Origin of the sequence: Bradyrhizobium sp. WBOS07 (assembly GCF_024585165.1) — a bacterium.
GTDB lineage: Bacteria > Pseudomonadota > Alphaproteobacteria > Rhizobiales > Xanthobacteraceae > Bradyrhizobium > Bradyrhizobium japonicum_B.
On the sequence record NZ_CP029008.1, the window covers coordinates 1472575 to 1491041 of the forward strand.

Sequence of the window (18467 nt, forward strand, 5' to 3'; positions counted from 1 at the left end):
AATGCGGGAACCGGTGGTTGTGGTCCCAAATATTTGCGCGCGCGGCGGATGGAGAAGATTCTCCTCGAATTGACCGCGATCTCGGAACGTCCCGGCCGGTCCGGCCGGAACGCGAAGCATGAACGTCGTCTTCAGACCTGGCGCTCGACCATCTTGAGCTTGAGCTCGGCGATGGCTTCGGCAGGGTTGAGGCCTTTCGGACAGGCCTTGGCGCAGTTCATGATGGTGTGGCAGCGATAGAGCCGGAACGGATCCTCGAGATTGTCGAGCCGCTCGCCGGTCGCCTCGTCCCGCGAATCGGACACCCAGCGGTTGGCCTGGAGCAGCGCGGCGGGGCCGAGATAGCGTTCGCTGTTCCACCAATAGCTCGGGCACGAGGTCGAGCAGCAGGCGCAGAGGATGCATTCGTAGAGGCCGTCGAGCTTCTCGCGGTCCTCGTGGCTCTGGCGCCATTCCTTCTGCGGCGTCGGCGAGGACGTCTTCAGCCACGGCTCGACCGAGGCGTATTGCGCGTAGAAATTGGTGAGGTCGGGGACGAGGTCCTTCACCACCGGCTGGTGCGGCAGCGGATTGACCTTCACCGCGCCGTCCTTGACGTCGTGCATCGAGCGGGTGCAGGCCAGCGTGTTCTGGCCGTCGATGTTCATGGCGCAGGAGCCGCAGACGCCTTCGCGGCAGGAGCGGCGGAAGGTCAGCGACGGGTCGATGTGGTTCTTGATCCAGATCAGGCCGTCCAGCACCATCGGACCGCAATCGTTGGTGTCGACGTAATAGGTGTCGACGCTCGGATTCTTGCCGTCGTCCGGATTCCAGCGATAGACGCGAAACTCGCGAAGCTCGGTCGCGCCCGGGGGCTTCGGCCAGGTCTTGCCGCCGGTGATCTTGGAGTTCTTCGGAAGTGCGAATTCAACCATTTCGATAAGGCCTTCGCTGTTCGCTCAGTACACACGCGCCTTCGGCGGGATGTACTGCACGTCGTTGGTCATGGTGTAGTCGTGGACCGGGCGGTAGTCGATCTGGACCTTGCCGGCATCGTCGAGCCAGGCCAGCGTGTGCTTCATCCAGTTCTTGTCGTCGCGCTCGGAGAAGTCCTCGCGGGCATGGGCGCCGCGGCTCTCGGTGCGGTTGGCGGCCGAGTTCATCGTCACCACCGCCTGCGCGATCAGGTTGTCGAACTCCAGCGTCTCGACGAGGTCGGAATTCCACACCAGCGAGCGATCGGACACCGCGATGTCGGTGATGCCGCTGTGGACCTTCGCGATCAGGTTCTGGCCTTCGCTCAGCACTTCGCCGGTGCGGAACACCGCGCAATTGTTCTGCATCACGTGCTGCATGCCTTCGCGCAGCTTCGCGGTCGGGGTGCCGCCGGAGGCGTAGCGGTAATGATCGAGACGGCTGAGCGCCTTCTCCGCCGAGTTCGCCGGCAGTTCCGGCTGCTCGGCGTTGGGCGTCAGCTTCGCAGCGCAGCGCAGCGCCGCGGCGCGGCCGAACACGACGAGGTCGATCAGCGAGTTGGAGCCGAGCCGGTTGGCGCCGTGCACGGAGACGCAGGCGGCTTCGCCCAGCGCCATCAGGCCGGGAACCACGGCATTGTCGTCGCCGTCCCGCTTGGTCAGCACTTCGCCGTGGTAGTTGGTGGGAATGCCGCCCATGTTGTAGTGCGTGGTCGGCACGATCGGGATCGGCTCGCGCGTCACGTCGACATTTGCGAAGATCTTTGCGGACTCGGAGATGCCGGGCAGCCGCTCGGCCAGCACAGCGGGATCGAGATGGTCGAGATGCAGGAAGATGTGGTCCTTCTTCTTGCCGACGCCGCGTCCCTCGCGGATCTCGATGGTCATCGCGCGCGAGACGACGTCGCGCGAGGCGAGGTCCTTGGCCGACGGCGCGTAGCGCTCCATGAAGCGCTCGCCCTCGGAATTGACGAGGTAGCCGCCTTCGCCGCGCGCGCCTTCGGTGACGAGGCAGCCGGCGCCGTAGATGCCGGTCGGGTGGAACTGGACGAACTCCATGTCCTGGAGCGGCAGGCCGGCACGCAGCACCATGCCGCCACCGTCGCCGGTGCAGGTATGGGCCGAGGTGCAGGAGGCGTAGACGCGGCCATAGCCGCCGGTGGCCAGGATCGTGGTTTGGGCGCGGAAGCGATGCAGCGTGCCGTCGTCGAGCTTGAGCGCGATCACGCCGCGGCAGGCGCCCTGGTCGTCCATGATCAGGTCGATGGCGAAGAACTCGATGAAGAACTCGGCCGCGTGGCGCAGCGACTGGCCGTACATCGTGTGCAGCATGGCGTGGCCGGTACGGTCGGCAGCGGCGCAGGTGCGCTGCGCCTGGCCCTTGCCGAAGTCCATGGTCATGCCGCCGAACGGACGCTGATAGATCTTGCCGTCCTCGGTGCGCGAAAACGGCACGCCCCAATGCTCGAGCTCGTAGACCGCCGCGGGCGCGTTGCGCACCATGTATTCGATCGCGTCCTGGTCCCCCAGCCAGTCCGACCCCTTCACGGTGTCGTACATGTGCCAGCGCCAGTCGTCCTTGTGCATGTTGCCGAGCGAGGCGGAGATGCCGCCCTGCGCCGCGACGGTGTGCGAGCGGGTCGGAAACACCTTGGTGATGCAGGCCGTGCGCAGGCCGGCCTCGCTGCAGCCGACGACGGCGCGCAGGCCCGCGCCGCCGGCGCCGACCACGACGACGTCGTAGGTGTGGTCTTCGATCGGATAGGCTTTGCCGTTGGTGGCGGGAGCGCCGTTGCCCGAGCCATTCGTTGTATTGGCCATGGGTTTACACTCCGGAGGAAAGTTTCAGGATCGCGTAGGTCGAGGCGAGCGCCACGGCGACCGAGAAGAAGTTGTTGAGCATGATCGAGATGAGCTTCAGCTTCTCGTTATGAACGTAGTCCTCGATCACCACCTGCATGCCGATCTTCATGTGCCAGGTGCTGGCGAAGATGAACAGCAGCAGGATCACCGCGACGGGAATCGAGCTGAGGATCTGCGCCGCGCCGACCTGGTTGCGGCCGAGCAGCATCATGATGATCACCAGCACCGGGATCATCAGCAGCGTCATGGCGACGCCGGTGATGCGCTGGCGCCAGAAATCGGAGGTGCCGGAATGCGCTGCGCCGAGATTGCGGACGCGGCCGAGCGGGGTCCGCATCGAGGGACGCTTCGGAGAGCCGTGGGATTCGTCGAAGCTCATCGTCCGCCTCCGATCGCATAGGCGATGATCCAGACCAGCACGGTCAGCGCGATGCCGCCGATCAGCGCGCCCCAGGTCAGCGCCTCCCGCTCATTGGCCTTGAAGCCGTAGCCGAGGTCCCAGACGAAATGCCTGATACCGCTGAGCATGTGGTGCATCAGCGCCCAAGTGTAGCCGAACACGATCAGCCGGCCGATGATGCTGCCGGCGAAGGCCTGGACATGGGCATAGGCGGCCGGGCCGGAAGCCGCCGCGACCAGCCACCAGACCAGCAGCAGCGTTCCGACGTAAAGGGCGATGCCGGTGGCGCGATGGACGATGGACAGCGCCATCGTCAGCGTCCAGCGGTAGACTTGCATGTGTGGCGAAAGCGGTCGTTCGATCCGTGCGGTCATGGGCTTTGATGTTGTGTTGCGGCCCAACAGGGGGCGCGCGGGGATCGGAAAGGTCGGCTCTATTTACGGAGTCGATCTGGCCCGCGCAATCACCAAATCGCCATAAATCGAACCTTCGTTCAGCTCTAGAGCCTTGATGATGCAAGGCCAATCAGGGCCTTGGTATACCAGCACATGCGTCCGCCAGCGAAGCAATGAATAAAAATCCACTTTTTGTGGGCGAAGCGAGGTTCGTTGAAATTACTATTGGAACGCATCTAAGCGGGACATGCCGTTCAAACTTGGACGGCCCGGGTGCCGCCCGCAGCCGCATGCCATTCTGCGTCCTCCGCGCGATCGGTTCTGGATATGCGCCCCCTGCATTCCACCCCAGCCGGCAAGCCCGGCGTGTCGACCGCGGGAATCAGATCGCCTAATGCTCCCGGATGCAGCCTCTGAGCCGAGCCGCTGCGACCAGGTCGCCGGGGCAGGTCAGGGGTGATTGCAGGACTCGATATCAAGGAGCTTGTCGAGCTCGCGGTGTTGCTGATCGCAACCGGCGCGCTTTCGGGATTCCTGGCCGGCGTGTTCGGCATCGGCGGCGGTGCGATCCTGGTGCCGGTGTTCTACGAATGCTTCCGCATCGCCGGCGTGCCGCTCGAGGTGCGCATGCCGCTCTGCGTCGGCACCTCGCTCGCGGTGATCATCCCGACCTCGATCCGTTCGTTCCAGGCGCATTACAGGCGCGGCGCCGTCGACATGACGATCCTGCGCAGGTGGTGGCTGCCGATCGTGATCGGCGTCGCCGCCGGCGCCGTGATCGCGCGCTACGCGCCGGAGCGCCTGTTCAAGATCGTTTTCGTTGCCGTCGCCTATTCCGCGGCGGCGCGCCTGATCTTCGCGCGCGAAGGCTGGAGGTTCGGCGAGGATCTGCCGGAGGGGCCGTTGATGCGTGCCTATGGCTTCTGCGTCGGCATTCTCTCGACGCTGATGGGCATCGGCGGCGGGCTGTTCTCGAACCTGCTGATGACCTTTTACGGCCGCCCGATCCATCAGGCGGTTGCCACCTCATCGGCGCTCGCGGTGCTGATCTCGATTCCCGGCGCGATCGGCTACATCTATGCCGGCTGGCCGGCGGCCGCGGCCTATCCGGCCATCGCAGCCCTGCAAGTTCCGTTCGCGCTCGGTTACGTCTCGCTGATCGGCGCCGTCTTGGTGATGCCGATGAGCCTCGTCACCGCGCCGCTGGGCGTGAGGGCGGCGCATGCGATGTCGAAGCGCAGGCTGGAAGTGGCGTTCGGGTGCTATCTGCTCATCGTCGGCAGCCGGTTCGTGCTGAGCTTGTTGGGCGGGCTGTGATAGTTCGGGGCGCTACGCCCTACGCACTCAGTGTCATTCCCCGCGAAGGCGGGGAATCCAGTATTCCAGAGATCACAGTGATTGAAACGAGAAGCCGCGGCGTACTGGATGCCCCGCCTTCGTGCGCAATTGCGCACTAGGCGGGGCATGACGGAGACGGTGTGGCGCAGTTTTGCCTGACGTCCGCGCCGCCTCACTTCTTCGCGTAAATATCCTTGTAGGTCTCGCGCAAGATGTTCTTCTGCACCTTGCCCATGGTGTTGCGCGGCAGCTCGTCGACGACGAAGACGCGCTTGGGCATCTTGAACTTGGCGAGGCGTCCGTCCAGGCCCTTCAGGACCGCGGCTTCGTCGATGCTGGCGCCGGGCTGGCGCACCAGGACCGCGGTGACGCCCTCGCCGAAATCGGCATGCGGCACGCCGATCACGGCGGACTCGATCACGCCGGGCATGGCGTCGATCTCGCTCTCGATCTCCTTGGGATAGACGTTGAAGCCGCCGGAGATGACGAGATCCTTGCCGCGACCGAGAATGTGGACGTAGCCCTTGGCGTCGATCTTGCCGAGATCGCCGGTGATGAAGAAGCCGTCGGGGCGGAATTCGGCCTTGGTCTTGTCCGGCATGCGCCAGTAACCCTTGAAGACGTTCGGCCCCTTCACCTCGATCATGCCGATCTCTTCATGCGGCAATTCCTTCCCCGTTTCGGGGTCGGTGACGCGCACCGAGACGCCCGGCAAAGGAAAGCCGACCGCGCCGGGCACCCGCTCGCCGTCATAGGGGTTCGACGTGTTCATGTTGGTCTCGGTCATGCCGTAGCGCTCGAGCACCGCGTGCCCGGTGCGGGCCGACCATTCGCGATGGGTCTCGGCCAGCAGCGGCGCAGAGCCCGAGATGAACAGTCGCATGTGCTTGGTGGTCTCGTGCGACAGCGCCGCATTCTGCAGCAGCCGCGTGTAGAAGGTCGGTACACCCATCAGCACCGTGGCGCGTGCCATCAGCTTGATGATGAGGTCTGGATCGAGCTTCGGCAGGAAGATCATCGACGCCCGCGCGAACAGCGTCACGTTGGTCGCCACGAACAGCCCATGGGTGTGATAGATCGGCAGCGCGTGGATCAAGACGTCCTTGTCGGTGAAGCGCCAATAGTCGACGAGCGAGAGCGAGTTCGAGGCGAGATTGTCGTGGCTCAGCATCGCGCCCTTGGAGCGGCCGGTCGTGCCCGAGGTGTAGAGGATCGCGGCGAGATCGTCGTTCGCCCGCGGCACCGTGGTGAAGTCGCTGCCGGCCTTGTCGGCAGCCTCGGTCAGCGAGCCCTTGCCGTCGGGCCCGAGCGTCTCGACCCCAGCGTTCACCTTGGCGGCGATCGGGGCGAGGCCTTCGGCCTTGGCGGGATCGCACACCACCAGCGACGGTTCGGCGTCGCCGATGAAATAGTCGAGCTCGTTCAGCGTATAGGCGGTGTTGAGCGGCAGATAGACCGCGCCGGCCCGCACCGTGCCGAGATACAGCACGATGTTGGCGACGGATTTTTCGACCTGCACCGCGACGCGGTCCCCCGGCTTCACCCCGCGCGCGACCAGCACGTTCGCCATCTGCCCCGCCCGCGCGATCAGATCGCCATAGCTGATGCGGCCCCCGTCATGCGTCTCGATCGCGAGGCGCTTGGGATCGTCGAGGCCGTCGAACAGGCGGGAAAACAGGTTGGCGTTCGCTGCTGGGTTCATGCAAGATTTCCTCGACCGCAGGGACTTGTACGACAAGGCTTGTTGGACAAGGCCGGTCAAAACCGAGGGCTGGATTAGCAAAAACCGCCCCGCAGAAGCAACGGAGACAGTTTGCATGACCAGAGTTGGGAAACGCGTGGCCTGGGTCACGGGCGGTGGCAGCGGGATCGGAGAGGCCGGCGCCGAGGCGCTAGCAGCCGACGGCTGGATAGTGGTGGTCTCGGGCCGCCGGCAGTCGGCCCTGGATGCCGTGGTGGCCAAGATCATCGAGGCGGGCGGAGCCGCGGAGGCCATTGCACTCGACGTCTCCGATGCGGCCGAAGCCCAGAAGGCGGCCGACCGGATCGTCGCCAGGCACGGCCGCATCGACCTGCTCGTCAACAATGCCGGCATCAATGTTCCCAAGCGAAGCTGGAAGGACATGGAGCTGGAGGGCTGGGACAAGCTGGTCCAGGTCAACCTCAACGGCGTGCTCTATTGCATGCGCGCCGTGCTGCCGACGATGCGCAAGCAGCAAGACGGCGCGATCATCAACGTCTCGTCCTGGGCCGGTCGCCACGTCTCGAAGATGCCGGGCCCGGCCTACACCACCACCAAGCATGCGGTGCTGGCGCTGACCCATTCCTTCAACATGGACGAATGCGTCAACGGCCTGCGCGCCTGCTGTTTGATGCCGGGCGAGGTCGCGACCCCGATCCTCGAGCTGCGCCCGGTGGTGCCGAGCAAGGAGGAGCAGGCGAAGATGCTGCAACCGGAAGACCTCGGCCGCACCATCGCGTTCATCGCGAGCATGCCGGCGCGCGTTTGCATCAACGAAGTGCTGATCAGCCCGACGCATAATCGCGGCTTCATCCAGACGCCGAACAACAGGGATTGAGGCGGGCGCGCGAGCCACATTCGGTGTCATCCCCGCGAACGCGGGGATCCATAATCACAGGCAGAAATTGTGGGCGCGACTGGTCACTCCGGGTCTTCGCCAAACATCTTCCTGTGGTTATGGGTCCCGGATCTGCGCTTCGCTTGTCCGGGACGACATTTGAGCGCGTCGCAGCTGCCGTAGGGTGGGCAAAGCGAAGCGTGCCCACCACTCGTAATTACGGAGAGAGATGGTGGGCACGGCGCTCTGCGCCTTTGCCCACCCTACGGCATCGTCTGCTTGCGGAATGTCGCGCCCCGCACGAACATTCCTGCCGATAGTTTCACGCATCACAAAGAATTTTTCCCCGAAACCGCAACCCAAACCCTCCCGTAGTTCGTGCAACGACGGCGCTGCTGCATCACCCCTCGATTGTCGCAGCTGCCGTTGTTGCCCCAACTCAACGCCGGCCATCGCCGGCAACAATTCAATCGGGAGACTCTCCATGTCGAAGCGCATTGCCTATCTCGCTGCCGCCGCCTTCAGCACCTTGGCCATCACCGCGACAATCGTCGCGCCCGTGAGCGCCGAGGAGAAGACCGTCATGGTCGGCGGCGCCGCGATGTTCCCGTCGAAGAACATCGTGCAGAACGCGGTCAACTCGAAGGATCACACCACGCTGGTGGCGGCGGTGAAGGCCGCGGGCCTGGTGCCGACGCTGGAAGGCAAGGGCCCGTTCACGGTGTTCGCACCGACCAACGCCGCCTTCAGCAAGCTGCCGGCCGGCACTGTCGACAACCTCGTCAAGCCCGAGAACAAGGCGACGCTGACCAAGATCCTCACCTATCACGTCGTGCCGGGCAAGCTCGCGGCCGCCGACCTCTCTGACGGCAAGAAGCTTAAGACCGCAGAGGGCGAGGAGCTGACGGTCAAGAAGATGGACGGCAAGGTCTGGATCGTCGATGCCAAGGGCGGCACCTCGATGGTGACGATCTCCAACGTCAACCAGTCGAACGGCGTCATCCATGTGGTCGACACCGTGCTGATGCCGGCGACGTAACACCAGACGATCCTGTTTCATCCCCGAATAGGATGGTTTCAGACCGCGAGCCGGGGATACCCGGCTCGCTTTTTTGTGACCACAATAGCCCGGCGGCATCGATTCGATGGCCGGCTGGGCGTAACGAAAAGCGAAATACCGGCGTATAATTGCTGTCGCACGGACGTTCAGGACGGAACCATCATGGCGAGCCTCACAGTCACCGACGAGCAGGTCGGAGCCACCCCGGCCAAAGTGATCCAGCCGGCCTGGGTCCGGGTCATGCATTGGATCAACGCCCTTGCCATGATCCTGATGATCCTGTCGGGCTGGCAGATCTATAACGCCTCGCCGCTGTTCGACTTCCGCTTCCCGCGCGAATACACGCTCGGCGGCTGGCTCGGCGGCGGCCTGCTCTGGCATTTCGCGGCGATGTGGCTGCTGATGATCAACGGCCTCGCTTACCTCGTCACCGGCTTCGTTACCGGCCGCTTCCGCAAGAAACTGTTCCCGATCACGGCGTCGGGGGTGCTCCGCGACGTCAGGGCCGCCCTGACCTTCAAGCTCGGCCATGACGATCTCACCGTCTACAATTATGTGCAGCGGCTGCTCTATGCCGGCATCATCGTGGTCGGCGTGCTGATCGTGCTGTCGGGCCTTGCGATATGGAAGCCGGTGCAGCTCTATTATCTCGTGATGCTGTTCGGCGACTATCCTGCCGCGCGCTATGTCCACTTCTTCTGCATGGCCGCAATCTGCGCGTTCCTGGTCGTTCACGTCTTGCTCGCGCTGCTCGTGCCGAAGAGCCTGCGCGCGATGATCATCGGCCGCTGAGGAGGAGACTATGGCGAAGCGCCCGTTCCTGATTCCAGGCGTCGACAGGCGGCTCCTCATCAAGGATTCCCTCAAGACCATGCCTGACGTCACCCGCCGCCGCTTCATCGCGGGCGGCGCCAGCCTGGGCGCGCTGACGCTGCTCACCGGCTGCGACGTGATCGACTCGTCCTCGGCCGAGACCATGCTGGCGAAGGTCTCGAAGTTCAACGACGCCGTGCAGGCCTGGATGTTCAATCCCGACGCGCTGGCGCCGACCTTCCCCGAGAGCGCGATCACCAAGCCGTTCCCGTTCAACGCCTATTACGATCTCGACGACGCGCCCGATATCGATGCCGCCGACTGGAAGCTCGAGGTGCGCGGCCTCGTCGACAACAAGAAGTCATGGACGCTGGACGAGCTCCACAAGCTGCCGCAGGTCACGCAAATCACCCGTCACATCTGTGTCGAAGGCTGGAGCGCGATCGGCAGCTGGACCGGCACGCCCATGCGCGACTTCCTGAAATTGATCGGCGCCGACACGCGCGCGAAATACGTCTGGTTCCAGTGCGCCGACAAGGACGGCTACAATTCGCCGCTGGACATGCGCAGCGCCCTGCATCCGCAGACCCAGATGACGTTCAAATACGCGAACGAGATATTGCCGCGCGCCTACGGCTTTCCCATGAAGATCCGCGTGCCGACCAAGCTCGGCTTCAAGAACCCGAAATACGTGGTCTCGATGGAAGTCACCAACGATTACAAAGGCGGCTATTGGGAAGATCAGGGCTACAATTCGTTCAGCGGGAGCTAGCCTCGAACTCCGTGGCCGTAGGGTGGATTAGCCGAGCGGCTGTGCGAAGCGCAGTCGCTTGGCGTAATCCACCATGCTTCAGCGTTCGCTGAACGAAGTTGGTGGATTACGCTTCGCTAATCCACCCTACGGCACCGGCTGTTTGGCCACCTTCCGCTGGCACAGCGCCGCGACGGCGCCCAGCGCCAGCAGCGCCGCCGATACATTGAGCGCGTAGCTCAGGCTTCCCAGCGCATCCGTGATCGCGCCGACAACGATCGGGCCCAGCGTCTGGCCGACGCCGAACGAGATCGTCATCGCCGCTATAGCGGTCGGCCACACCTCTGGCGGATAGTTGAAGCGCACGAAGGCGGTGGTCGAGCCGACCACGGCGAAGAAGGCGACGCCGAATACGATCGCCGAGACCGCGAGCCATGCCGGCGAATGCCCGAGCATTGGCAGGGCGGCACCCAATGCGTTGGTGCCGAGGATGATCGCGGTGGCAAGCCCGCCGCGATCGAGCGCCAGCACGCCGCGCCAGGCCCAGGGCGTGACGAAGGCGCTGAGGCCAATGAGGCCCCAGAATCCCGCCTGCGCCGCGGCCCCGCCGCCGCCGTCGCGCACATAGGCGATCATGAAGGTCATGTAGGCGATGTAGCCGGCGCCGAACAGGAAATAGCTGGCGAGGTAGATCAGCACGGGCAGGATCGCGAACGAGGCCTGACCGCCGTCCGAGAAGCGGACATCGCTCTCGATCCGGATCAGGAACAGCGGGATCGTCATCGCGACCGACAATATCGTCAGCGCCCACCACACGATCCACCACGAGCCCGGCCCGAAATATTGCAGCGTGAACGGGGCGATCAGCCCTGAGGACAGAATGCCGATGCCGGGTCCGGCATAGAACAGGCTGAGCAGAAAATTGGCCCGCGCGGGCTGCGTCTGGGCAATGGTGGCGGCGAGCGCGCCGCCGGCGACGAAGCCGGCCGCGGCGCCGAGGCCCAGCACGAGCCGCGCCAGGCTCAGCGCGAGGAAATTCTCCGTCAGCGCGCAGGTCGCGAGCGCGGCGACGCAGGCGAGGGTTCCGCCGCGGATGGCCGCCGCCCAACCGACGCGCTGGATCAGGCGGGACGCTGCAAGCGCGCCCACGAGATAGCCGACGGCGTTGATGGTGTTCATGAATCCGGCCGCCGAGTAGGACCAGCCGAGGTCCTCACGCATGTCGGGCAGCACCAGCGCATAGGCGAAGCGGCCGATGCCGAGCCCGACGGTGGCGGCCAGCGAAAGCGTCAGGATCAGCCGCGCGGGATGCGCGTAGGGCGGGGCGCGGTCGGGTGCGTGCAAGGGGGTACTCCGGCGTATCGCAGTGTGGCAGGCCCCGCCCGCCTTGCACAGCCGCACCCCGGCAATGGTGTCTTGCCAAGCGCGCAACGCCGCTCTAGCACTCCGGCCATCCGTCATTCCGGGGCGCGCGCAGCGCGAGCCCGGAATCCATTTCCCCGCCTGCGCTGTGGCCTGATGGATTCCGGGCTCGCTCGCTTTGCTCGCGCCCCGGAATGACGAGAGAGGATCGAAAAGGACACGACCATGGCGACCCACAAATTGCTGCTGCTCCCCGGCGACGGTATCGGCCCCGAGGTGATGGGCGAGGTGAAGCGGCTGATCGACTGGCTCAATTCGGCCGGGATCGCCAGCTTCGAGACCGACACCGGCCTCGTCGGCGGCTCCGCCTATGATGCGCACAAGGTGTCGATCTCCGAGGGCGACATGGCCAAGGCCAAGGACGCCGACGCCGTGATCTTCGGCGCGGTCGGCGGTCCCAAGTGGGATGCCGTGCCGTACGAGGTGCGCCCCGAAGCCGGCCTGCTTCGCCTGCGCAAGGATCTGGCGCTGTTCGCCAACCTCCGTCCCGCGGTGTGCTATCCGGCGCTGGCCGATGCCTCCAGCCTGAAGCGCGAGGCGGTCGAGGGCCTCGACATCATGATCGTGCGCGAGCTCACCGGCGGCGTCTATTTCGGCGAGCCCAAGACCATCACCGATCTCGGCAACGGCCAGAAGCGCGCCATCGATACCCAGGTCTACGACACCTATGAGATCGAGCGCATCGGCCGCGTCGCCTTCGAGCTTGCCAGGAAGCGCAAGAACAAGGTGACGTCGATGGAGAAGCGCAACGTCATGAAGTCGGGCGTGCTCTGGAACGAGGTCATGACCGCCGTTCACAAGCGCGAATACCCCGACGTCACGCTCGAGCACCAGCTCGCCGATTCCGGCGGCATGATGCTGGTGAAATGGCCGAAGCAGTTCGACGTCATCGTCACCGACAATCTGTTCGGCGACATGCTGTCCGACATCGCGGCGATGCTGACGGGCTCGCTCGGCATGCTGCCCTCGGCTTCGCTCGGCGAAGTGGATGTGAAGACCAGGAAGCGCAAGGCGCTGTACGAGCCCGTGCACGGCTCGGCGCCTGACATCGCAGGCCAAGGCCTCGCCAATCCCATTGCGATGATCTCGTCCTTCGGCATGGCGCTGCGCTATTCCTTCGACATGGGCGCGCTCGCCGACAAGGTCGATCAGGCAATCGCCGCCGTGCTGGCGAGCGGCCTGCGCACCGCCGACATCAAGTCGGAGGGCACCACGGCCGCGTCCACCACGCAGATGGGCGAAGCGATCCTGAAGGAATTGCAGAAGCTGCACGCGTAGCCACAAGCAGCGCCATTGTAGGGTGGGCAAAGCGAAGCGTGCCCACGTATCTTTTGCGACCGAGAGAGGTGGTGGGCACGGCGCAAGGGCGCCTTTGCCCACCCTACGCACCTAAGCACCTTCCCAAACAAAAATGGCCGGGCGTGAGCCCGGCCATTTTGCTTCGATACGTATCCGCTCAGTACAGCGGGAAATTCTGCGGATAGCCGCCGACATCCTGCGGCGGCGAGAGCGGCTGGCGGTCGATCGGACGGTTGAGATTCTCGCGGGCGAAGGACGGATAGCCCACCGCCGGCGGGAAGGCGTAATCGCTGTACTTGCGGTCGCCCGGATTGACCTCGGTGCCGCCATCGAGCCAGGAGCGCTTGCTGACATAGATGCGGGTGCGGCCCTGCTGGTAGACCGCGTTGGGACCGCTCGGGCCGTAATAGGGCCGGCCGCGCTCGTCATAGCGCTTGGTCTTGTTGTCGGCCGAGGCCGGCGTCGCCAGGAACAAGGCAGAGGACATGGCAATCACGGCGCCCGCAGCAAACAAGGTCGCCAATTTGGCAGAGAATTTCGAGCTCATCACGTCCCCTTCAAGCGGCGCACCGCCAGTCGATTTCACCCCATACTAGCCCGGCCGGGGTCAGCGCAACTAGGTCTATTGGGTCACACCGGCGCGGAATAATCGTGGGCGTCGGTAAAAGTTGCATCAATACCAGCCACTTGGACTTGATGCCGCTCAAAGTGCCCCGCGCAATTGCGCATTCGCGGCGCCCAGCAGCCAGTCCGGCGAGCCCTGGAGGTCGCAAGCACGGCGCTTCAGCTCGGCCTGGGCGAACTGGCCCGCCAGCTTCGGCTCGTTGCCGGAGGTCAACAGCGTCAGCCGGTTCAGCGTGCAGGCGATGGCGGCGCGCTGGGCGGGCAGGGTGTCGCCCTGGCAGGAGAAGCCGGAGATCTGCAAGGCCGGCTCCTCACTGCGTTTGAGGTAGCCGAGGCATGATGGCGTCGTGCCGGTCGGCCGGAACAGCGCCACCGGGCCGAATTTCGTCTCGATCAGGCCGGCCTGCTCGAGCGGGGTCGCCGCGTTCAGGCCCATCTGGACGGCAAGGTCCATTGCGACGGGACGGGTCACGTCGAATTCACCGCCCTCCCGGTAAATCTCGAGCTCGGCCAGCACCTTGTCTGCCGCGCCGGTCCAGCGCATGACGTCGCGGCGGCCCCCTTCGGGATGTCGAAGGATGGTGTAAGAGGCTGTTTTCTCTGATGAATCAAGTCGGCTGAGGGCGAAGGCCGGCTGCGAGCGGTCGGCCACGCTCCAGCCGGGTTTCGGCGCCAGCTCGTCGTCGCGCAGATCGGGCAGCTGGCCGAGCGCCGCAAGGCCAAAGATGGCAAAGAGCGCGAGCGCCCCCACATAGGCGATCAGCCGCGCCAGCGTGCCGACCACCTCGTCGGCGAAGGCCGCCAGCGCCAGATGGAGGCTGGTCCGGGTCGAGATTGCGGCCATGCTGGCCTCGGGCGACTGCATCCACGTCCCTAAGGCATGGTCCCACGTTGTCTTGAGGCCGGTTCTCGCATAGAAGCGCTGCTCTTCCTGTTTAAGCGTCAGCTTCGGGAACGGGCTTTTTCACCGGAGAGTGAACGATGGGTTACAAAGTCGCAATCGTCGGCGCGACCGGCAATGTCGGACGGGAAATGCTCAACATCCTGGATGAGCGCAAATTCCCCGCGGACGAGGTCGTGGCCCTGGCCTCACGCCGCAGCATGGGCGTCGAGGTCTCCTATGGCGACCGCACCCTGAAGGTCAAAGCGCTCGAGCATTACGACTTCTCCGACGTCGACATCTGCCTGATGTCGGCAGGCGGCGCGGTCTCGAAGGAATGGTCGCCGAAGATCGGCGCCGCCGGCGCTGTGGTGATCGACAATTCCTCGGCCTGGCGCATGGATCCGGACGTGCCGCTGATCGTGCCCGAGGTCAACGCGGCTGCGACCGAAGGCTTCAAGAAGAAGAACATCATCGCCAACCCGAACTGCTCGACCGCCCAGCTCGTGGTGGCGCTCAAGCCGCTGCACGACAAGGCGACCATCAAGCGCGTCGTGGTCTCGACCTATCAATCGGTCTCGGGCGCCGGCAAGGACGCGATGGACGAATTGTTCTCGCAGACCAAGGCCGTCTACACCAACGACGAGCTGGTCGCGAAGAAATTCCCCAAGCGCATCGCCTTCAACGTCATCCCGCACATCGACGTCTTCATGGAGGACGGCTACACCAAGGAAGAGTGGAAGATGATGGCGGAGACCAAGAAGATCCTTGATCCCAAGATCAAGCTCACCGCCACCTGCGTGCGCGTGCCGGTGTTCGTCGGCCATTCCGAGGCCGTCAACATCGAGTTCGAGAATCCGATCAGCGCCGACGAAGCCCGCGAGATCCTGCGCAAGGCGCCCGGCTGCCTCGTCATCGACAAGCAGGAGCCCGGCGGCTACGCCACGCCGTATGAGGCGGCCGGCGAGGACGCCACCTACATCAGCCGCATCCGCGAGGACGCCACGGTGGAGAACGGCCTCGTGCTGTGGTGCGTGTCCGACAATCTACGCAAGGGCGCGGCCCTCAACGCGATCCAGATCGCGGAAGTGCTGATCAACCGCAAGCTGATCAGCGCGAAGAAGCAGGCGGCCTGACGCTGCCGGTAGGGTGGGCAAAGGCGCGCTCTTCGCGCGCCGTGCCTACCATCTCTTGCTATGGGAAAGAATTGGTGGGCACGCTTCGCTTTGCCCACCCTACGGCGTCACTCGCCATTCGCGTTCTTGAATTCCTTCGCGACCTTGTCGAGCACGAACAGCGATCCCTCGGCGACGCCGAAATAGGCGCCATGGGTCTGCATCTGGCCTGACTCCACGGCCTTGCGCACGAACGGGAAGGTCATCAGGTTTTCCAGGCTGCGGAACACTGCGGCCTTCTCGATCCGCTCGACGAATTGCGCCATGGTTTCGTGGTCGCGCTGCTCCACCACCTCGCCGGGCTTGATGAACATCTGCATCCATTTGCCGATGAAGTCGCCCGGCGTCAGCGGCTCGATCTTGTCGACGAAGGCGCGGATGCCGCCGCATTGCGCGTGGCCGAGGATGACGATGTGCTTCACCTTCAGCACCGTCACGGCATATTCCAGCGCCGCCGAGACGCCGTGCGCGGCGCCGTCGGGCTGATACACCGGCACCAGGTTGGCGATGTTGCGGACGACGAACAATTCGCCCGGGCCGACGTCGAAGATCACCTCGGGCGAGACGCGGCTGTCGCAGCAGCCGATCACCATCACTTCCGGAAACTGCCCCTTTACCGACAGCTCGCGATAGCGGCTCTGCTCGGTCGGCAGCCGCTGGGTGGCGAAGGCCTTGTAGCCTTCCAGCAAATGCTTCGGGAATGTCATCATGGCCTATGCCTAATCATATACCGCTGGGGCGAACAAGCCTTTCGAATGAGCAGGCCAGATGCTATCGGCTCCGGCCAGAATAAGTTCGAGGAAACCGGAAGGAACGCACGCATGACCCGCCCGCGCCGCAGCCATCTGTTCATGCCCGGCTCCAATCCCCGTGCGCTGGAAAAGGCGCGCCACCTCGCCGCCGACGGCCTGATCCTGGACCTGGAAGATTCCGTTGCACCTGACGCCAAGGCGGTGGCGCGCGACGGCATCGCCGCCGCGATCGCAGCCAAGGGCTTTGGCAAGCGCGAGATCCTGATCCGGACCAACGGCCTCGATACGCCCTGGTGGGCCGACGACGTCGCCATGGCCGCCAAGGCCTCGCCCGACGGCATCCTGGTTCCAAAAGTTTCAAGCATCGAGGATCTCGACACCATCGGCCTCCGCCTCACCGAGCTTGGCGCCGCGCCGACGGTGAAGGTCTGGGCCATGATCGAAACCGCGCGCGCCGTGCTGCATGCGGAGGAGCTGGCCGAGGCCGGGCGCGATCCGTCGCGGCGTCTCTCCGGCTTCGTGTTCGGCCCCAACGACATCTCGCGCGAGACGCGGATCAGGATGCTGCCCGGCCGCGCTGCGATGCTTCCGATGATCACCCATTGCATCCTGGCGACGCGCGCTCACGGCCTCGAGATCCTCGACGGCCCCTACAGCGACATCGCCAACCCCGACGGCTTCGCCACCGAATGCGCGCAAGCCCGCGATCTCGGCTTCGACGGCAAGACCCTGATCCATCCTTCGCAGATCGACGCCTGCAACGCGATCTTCACCCCGCCCGAGGAGGAGGTTGCGCGCGCGCGAAAAATCATCGCGGCGTTCGAGCTGCCGGAGAATGCCTCGCGCGGCGCGATCCGACTCGATGGCGCGATGGTGGAGCGCCTGCACGCCGACATGGCCAGGCGCACGATCGCCATCGCGGACGCGATCGCTGCGATGGGGAAGGGTTGAGGCGGCTTTGCTGCGAACTCAGCGGCAGCGTCGCCGCATCACTGCCGTCTTCTCGCGTTCCTCAGAGTTTCGGATGGCAGCTCACCGACGGCTTGCCGATATTCCGAGGCGAAGCGGCCGAGATTCTGGAAACCGCATCTGAACGCCACGGCAACGACGCTGGTCTGCTCGTCGGGACGCCGCAACAACTCCGCGGCCCGCTGAATCCTGAAACGCCTCGCGCACTGGCCGGGTGATCCCCGTCCGGCATCGGAGAACTCGCGGAAAATCGTCCGCACGCTGACATTGGCAATCCTCGCGAGCCTCTCCAGGTCGAGAGGCTCGTCCCAATGCGCCTCGATATAGGATTCCACGATGTCGACGACAGACCGGTTGGCGCCTGGTACGGGGCGCAGCAGCCGGTCGGTAAAATTGTGCTGGTGCGCCAGAAGGACTCGGACCATCAGCGCCCGCTCGAGCTCGGCGATGGCGATGGGAGAGTAATCCCGTCCGAATTTTTCCAGCTCCTCGGCAAACCTGAAGACGTCCTGACGCACCTGCGTCATTGCCGCCGGATCCGCTTCGTCTTCGGTGAAACGCAGCGTCACGTCGCTGCTGTCGCCGAGCATTCCCTTCAGCAAACGCTCAAGTGCGCCGGCCTCCAGTCTCAGCACCAGCTGGCGGTAGCCCGGCGCAAAGTCGAGATCCAGCCTGGCTTCGCCGGAGACGATCGGACTCCAAGCCGAGATCGGCCGGCCCTGTCCTTTGGTCCTGAAAGTCGCGGCACCCTGAATGGAGAAGAACTGGCGGAGGATCGAGGATTCGGGAAAGGACAGCGACGCTGCACCTTCATAGGCACAGAAGGCGATGCCGATCGATTGCAAGCGGGCAAAGTTGGCCTGGATGCCGAACTCACCGCCATGCTTTTCGAAGCGGTCGGCGCCATACGTGGCGAACAGGCGGTCGCGTGCGAACTCGCTGTCGCGGGACTGAAGCAATGGATACCGGTCGAGAAAAGAAACGGAGCCCAAATCAGAAACCTCTGACGAGAGAAATTAGTGCATCGCCATTCGGGCGCTACCAATTGGAAATTGCATCGATGTCGCCAGGCGCAGCTTGAGTCTTCCTGGAGCGCGCACTTGCATCGGATGCGACAAATTGTCTGGACCTGTGCACATGCCCGGTCGCGCAGGGAAGGATGATTGATCGATGCAGATCGTTGCCAAATACCGA

General features: G+C 64.5%; 18 protein-coding genes. 8 read left to right on the forward strand and 10 right to left on the reverse strand.

The annotated features are described in order from the left end of the window. Window positions 1-131: 131 nt before the first annotated feature. From DCM79_RS06940 to sdhC, 4 genes are read right to left on the reverse strand one after another with little or no spacing between them, the layout of a single operon-like run. On the reverse strand, window positions 132-914 hold the full coding sequence (locus DCM79_RS06940; RefSeq protein WP_257179233.1) for a succinate dehydrogenase iron-sulfur subunit: 783 nt from the start codon (window positions 912-914) through the stop codon (window positions 132-134). Between the two features lie 24 nt (window positions 915-938). Further along, on the reverse strand, window positions 939-2774 hold the full coding sequence (sdhA, locus tag DCM79_RS06945; protein WP_257179234.1) for a succinate dehydrogenase flavoprotein subunit: 1836 nt from the start codon (window positions 2772-2774) through the stop codon (window positions 939-941). Window positions 2775-2778: 4 nt separating this feature from the next. Continuing rightward, on the reverse strand, window positions 2779-3195 hold the full coding sequence (gene sdhD, locus DCM79_RS06950) for a succinate dehydrogenase, hydrophobic membrane anchor protein (protein ID WP_257179235.1): 417 nt from the start codon (window positions 3193-3195) through the stop codon (window positions 2779-2781). After that, entirely contained in the window at window positions 3192-3590 is a 399-nt protein-coding gene (gene sdhC, locus DCM79_RS06955) for a succinate dehydrogenase, cytochrome b556 subunit (protein ID WP_028133330.1), read from the reverse strand. The genes sdhD and sdhC overlap by 4 nt, the downstream gene beginning before the upstream one ends. A gap of 477 nt (window positions 3591-4067) precedes the next feature. On the opposite strand from sdhC, the gene DCM79_RS06960 reads away from it, so the two are divergent. Further along, the gene (locus DCM79_RS06960) at window positions 4068-4928 is read left to right on the forward strand and encodes a sulfite exporter TauE/SafE family protein (protein ID WP_257179236.1); all 861 of its coding nucleotides are present in this window, start codon (window positions 4068-4070) and stop codon (window positions 4926-4928) included. Window positions 4929-5121: 193 nt separating this feature from the next. On the opposite strand, the gene DCM79_RS06965 is transcribed toward DCM79_RS06960, so the two are convergent. After that, window positions 5122-6651 carry a malonyl-CoA synthase gene (locus DCM79_RS06965; RefSeq protein ID WP_257179237.1) on the reverse strand — a complete coding sequence of 510 codons (1530 nt, stop codon included), beginning with the start codon at window positions 6649-6651 and terminating at the stop codon, window positions 5122-5124. Between the two features lie 115 nt (window positions 6652-6766). Between DCM79_RS06965 and DCM79_RS06970 the strand changes: the two genes are divergently transcribed. From DCM79_RS06970 to DCM79_RS06985, 4 genes are all read left to right on the forward strand, one after another. Next, window positions 6767-7528, forward strand: a complete 762-nt coding sequence (locus tag DCM79_RS06970; RefSeq protein WP_257179238.1) for an SDR family oxidoreductase — start codon at window positions 6767-6769, stop codon at window positions 7526-7528. Between the two features lie 484 nt (window positions 7529-8012). Then, window positions 8013-8567, forward strand: a complete 555-nt coding sequence (locus DCM79_RS06975) for a fasciclin domain-containing protein (RefSeq protein WP_257179239.1) — start codon at window positions 8013-8015, stop codon at window positions 8565-8567. A 183-nt stretch (window positions 8568-8750) separates the two neighbouring features. Then, window positions 8751-9380 carry a cytochrome b/b6 domain-containing protein gene (locus DCM79_RS06980; protein WP_257179240.1) on the forward strand — a complete coding sequence of 210 codons (630 nt, stop codon included), beginning with the start codon at window positions 8751-8753 and terminating at the stop codon, window positions 9378-9380. A 10-nt stretch (window positions 9381-9390) separates the two neighbouring features. Beyond that, on the forward strand, window positions 9391-10173 hold the full coding sequence (locus DCM79_RS06985; protein WP_257179241.1) for a molybdopterin-dependent oxidoreductase: 783 nt from the start codon (window positions 9391-9393) through the stop codon (window positions 10171-10173). Window positions 10174-10299: 126 nt separating this feature from the next. Here DCM79_RS06985 and DCM79_RS06990 read toward each other — a convergent pair whose 3' ends face one another. Beyond that, a complete protein-coding gene (locus tag DCM79_RS06990) occupies window positions 10300-11496 on the reverse strand; it encodes an MFS transporter (protein WP_257179242.1) in 1197 nt (398 codons plus the stop codon). A gap of 243 nt (window positions 11497-11739) precedes the next feature. On the opposite strand from DCM79_RS06990, the gene leuB reads away from it, so the two are divergent. Then, on the forward strand, window positions 11740-12852 hold the full coding sequence (gene leuB / locus DCM79_RS06995; protein ID WP_257179243.1) for a 3-isopropylmalate dehydrogenase: 1113 nt from the start codon (window positions 11740-11742) through the stop codon (window positions 12850-12852). Window positions 12853-13030: 178 nt separating this feature from the next. On the opposite strand, the gene DCM79_RS07000 is transcribed toward leuB, so the two are convergent. Both DCM79_RS07000 and DCM79_RS07005 read right to left on the reverse strand, forming a co-directional pair. Next, window positions 13031-13420 carry a hypothetical protein gene (locus tag DCM79_RS07000; protein ID WP_257179244.1) on the reverse strand — a complete coding sequence of 130 codons (390 nt, stop codon included), beginning with the start codon at window positions 13418-13420 and terminating at the stop codon, window positions 13031-13033. 156 nt (window positions 13421-13576) lie between these two features. Beyond that, a complete protein-coding gene (locus tag DCM79_RS07005; RefSeq protein WP_257179245.1) occupies window positions 13577-14362 on the reverse strand; it encodes a hypothetical protein in 786 nt (261 codons plus the stop codon). A 116-nt stretch (window positions 14363-14478) separates the two neighbouring features. Between DCM79_RS07005 and DCM79_RS07010 the strand changes: the two genes are divergently transcribed. Continuing rightward, window positions 14479-15513 (forward strand): aspartate-semialdehyde dehydrogenase, encoded by a 1035-nt coding sequence (locus DCM79_RS07010; RefSeq protein ID WP_257179246.1) that lies wholly within the window; start codon window positions 14479-14481, stop codon window positions 15511-15513. A 107-nt stretch (window positions 15514-15620) separates the two neighbouring features. Here DCM79_RS07010 and DCM79_RS07015 read toward each other — a convergent pair whose 3' ends face one another. Then, on the reverse strand, window positions 15621-16262 hold the full coding sequence (locus DCM79_RS07015) for a carbonic anhydrase (RefSeq protein ID WP_257179247.1): 642 nt from the start codon (window positions 16260-16262) through the stop codon (window positions 15621-15623). A gap of 111 nt (window positions 16263-16373) precedes the next feature. Here DCM79_RS07015 and DCM79_RS07020 point away from each other — a divergent pair, with 111 nt between their 5' ends. Beyond that, window positions 16374-17255 (forward strand): CoA ester lyase, encoded by an 882-nt coding sequence (locus tag DCM79_RS07020; RefSeq protein WP_028133316.1) that lies wholly within the window; start codon window positions 16374-16376, stop codon window positions 17253-17255. Window positions 17256-17293: 38 nt separating this feature from the next. On the opposite strand, the gene DCM79_RS07025 is transcribed toward DCM79_RS07020, so the two are convergent. Then, the gene (locus DCM79_RS07025) at window positions 17294-18265 is read right to left on the reverse strand and encodes an AraC family transcriptional regulator (RefSeq protein WP_257179248.1); all 972 of its coding nucleotides are present in this window, start codon (window positions 18263-18265) and stop codon (window positions 17294-17296) included. Window positions 18266-18467: the final 202 nt, after the last annotated feature.

Bases quoted from the DNA above. Each gene is read 5' to 3' on its own strand.
- DCM79_RS06940 (WP_257179233.1), bottom strand. From the start codon at position 914: ATGGTTGAATTCGCACTTCCGAAGAACTCCAAGATCACCGGCGGCAAG.
- sdhA (WP_257179234.1), bottom strand. From the start codon at position 2,774: ATGGCCAATACAACGAATGGCTCGGGCAACGGCGCTCCCGCCACCAAC.
- sdhD (WP_257179235.1), bottom strand. From the start codon at position 3,195: ATGAGCTTCGACGAATCCCACGGCTCTCCGAAGCGTCCCTCGATGCGG.
- sdhC (WP_028133330.1), bottom strand. From the start codon at position 3,590: ATGACCGCACGGATCGAACGACCGCTTTCGCCACACATGCAAGTCTAC.
- DCM79_RS06965 (WP_257179237.1), bottom strand. From the start codon at position 6,651: ATGAACCCAGCAGCGAACGCCAACCTGTTTTCCCGCCTGTTCGACGGC.
- DCM79_RS06970 (WP_257179238.1), top strand. From the start codon at position 6,767: ATGACCAGAGTTGGGAAACGCGTGGCCTGGGTCACGGGCGGTGGCAGC.
- DCM79_RS06975 (WP_257179239.1), top strand. From the start codon at position 8,013: ATGTCGAAGCGCATTGCCTATCTCGCTGCCGCCGCCTTCAGCACCTTG.
- DCM79_RS06980 (WP_257179240.1), top strand. From the start codon at position 8,751: ATGGCGAGCCTCACAGTCACCGACGAGCAGGTCGGAGCCACCCCGGCC.
- DCM79_RS06985 (WP_257179241.1), top strand. From the start codon at position 9,391: ATGGCGAAGCGCCCGTTCCTGATTCCAGGCGTCGACAGGCGGCTCCTC.
- leuB (WP_257179243.1), top strand. From the start codon at position 11,740: ATGGCGACCCACAAATTGCTGCTGCTCCCCGGCGACGGTATCGGCCCC.
- DCM79_RS07000 (WP_257179244.1), bottom strand. From the start codon at position 13,420: ATGAGCTCGAAATTCTCTGCCAAATTGGCGACCTTGTTTGCTGCGGGC.
- DCM79_RS07005 (WP_257179245.1), bottom strand. From the start codon at position 14,362: ATGCAGTCGCCCGAGGCCAGCATGGCCGCAATCTCGACCCGGACCAGC.
- DCM79_RS07010 (WP_257179246.1), top strand. From the start codon at position 14,479: ATGGGTTACAAAGTCGCAATCGTCGGCGCGACCGGCAATGTCGGACGG.
- DCM79_RS07015 (WP_257179247.1), bottom strand. From the start codon at position 16,262: ATGATGACATTCCCGAAGCATTTGCTGGAAGGCTACAAGGCCTTCGCC.
- DCM79_RS07020 (WP_028133316.1), top strand. From the start codon at position 16,374: ATGACCCGCCCGCGCCGCAGCCATCTGTTCATGCCCGGCTCCAATCCC.